Source organism: Siphonobacter sp. BAB-5405 (assembly GCF_002872335.1).
GTDB lineage: Bacteria > Bacteroidota > Bacteroidia > Cytophagales > Spirosomataceae > Siphonobacter.
This window is the reverse complement of sequence record NZ_NJAG01000150.1, coordinates 1-1483: the sequence shown is the minus strand read 5'-3', so window position 1 is coordinate 1483 and position 1483 is coordinate 1. Positions and strand designations below refer to the sequence as shown.

At 49.0% G+C, this 1483-nt stretch carries 3 protein-coding genes; all 3 read right to left on the bottom strand.

Features of this window, described 5'->3' with window-relative positions:
• A partial coding sequence (locus tag BWI97_RS26690) for a carboxypeptidase-like regulatory domain-containing protein (protein WP_146011087.1) occupies positions 1–310 on the bottom strand: 310 nt, incomplete at its 3' end.
• Between the two features lie 38 nt (positions 311–348).
• Positions 349–756 carry a DoxX family protein gene (locus BWI97_RS26685; RefSeq protein ID WP_102203461.1) on the bottom strand — a complete coding sequence of 136 codons (408 nt, stop codon included), beginning with the start codon at positions 754–756 and terminating at the stop codon, positions 349–351.
• 60 nt (positions 757–816) lie between these two features.
• Positions 817–1483: outer membrane beta-barrel protein (locus tag BWI97_RS26680; RefSeq protein ID WP_158242886.1), on the bottom strand; the 667-nt coding region annotated here is incomplete at its 5' end.

Genomic DNA, 1483 nt, shown 5'->3' with positions numbered 1-1483 from the left:
GTACGGTGGATGGTTTGTTGAGGTTTCGCGTTATGGGCATACTTTTCGTCCGATAGCCAATCGACATAATCAGAAGTGAATCCGCTAACTCTTTGGTAACGAGCCGGTAGTTTCCTTCAAAATCAGCCTGTGTTCCCTGAGGTTTTCCCTGGAGACCAATCGTGGCAAAAGGAATTCCTTCGCCCGTTTTGGCATCCGTAACCTTACCCGTGAGTACATAGGGCCCCTGACCCCAGGAAGTCTCAAGAAAAAAGAAAAATCCAAAGAATAAGAGAACGCATTTCTTATTGACTATCATCCAATCAAGCATATGGGGTACGGGTAATGAGGACTATCTAAATTGGTATTTTAGTACCTGGAGATAAGATGATCCAGACTGTATTGGCCAGGGCCCAGCAACAGGCTGGTCACGTAACCAATGAGTAGTAAAAAGCCAGCGGAACCTTCGCCTGCGATGTCTCCCTGATGAGCCACGAAGACAATAACCAAGGCGGTAATCACTAGCGGAATCAACACCAGACGGGTGAGAAACCCCAGCATCAAACCAATCGAGCAAAAGAGCTCCGCTCCGATTGCCAGCACCAGCGACGCCGTGCTTCCCAAGCCCAACAGATTCAGAAAGGAATGCTGCTGCTCGGCAAAATGACTTAATTTTTCGTAGCCATGGGGGATCATGGCCACTGCTAAACCTAGGCGTAAGCAAAGACTGGCACTGTTGACTAGTCCGAGCGAATACCCCGTTCTGAACAATTGCATGGTAAAATGTATTAGGATGAAATAAGCTTTCAGGCAATCGTGGATGCGATACCTGGATCGTTACTTGGATCGGGCATCGTCGTGGGTAATTTTCTTGACTTCCTCTTCCGAACTGTTTCGAAGCTGTCCAAACTGCCAGCTAAAGGTTAATTTGACGGAACGAGTGAAGTACTGGTTGGAAGTTTGAGCCCGGAACGTATTCGACTGGGTGTTTTCTTTTTGACGGAAGGGATACGTAAATGGATTGTTGACGCCTAAAATCAGACTACCCTTTTTATCCCAGAACTCTTTACGGACCGCCAGGCTATAGTCATACCAGGCGGAGTTTCTGCCTTGCAGCAGTATCCAGCCTGTGCTGTACATGCCGTTCGCCTGGATTGAATAGTTCCGTGGCAACTCATAGGCCATATTCAGGTTCACCTGCCAAAGCCAGCCCGAATTTTTAATGCCCAGCGATGGACTATTGAAGTGGGCGTAGTACAACTCCCCGCCCCCGTTTACTTTCAGGTTGCGTCCGAATTCTCCGGCGGCATTCAGGTTTAGACCTGTACGCTCGTTGCGGGCCACGTTTTGACGCATCGTGGTCGAAACCCCGGCGTTGTCAACGGTTCGTACATCTTCAATCGAATTAGCCGTTTGTCTTCGGTACAGATTCAGATTGACGTACGTTCCGTTTTCGGTAGTCACCGAGTACGCTAGCTCAGCCAGATGGGCCAGTTCAGGCCGT

Bases quoted from the DNA above. Each gene is read 5' to 3' on its own strand.
- BWI97_RS26685 (WP_102203461.1), bottom strand. From the start codon at position 756: ATGCAATTGTTCAGAACGGGGTATTCGCTCGGACTAGTCAACAGTGCC.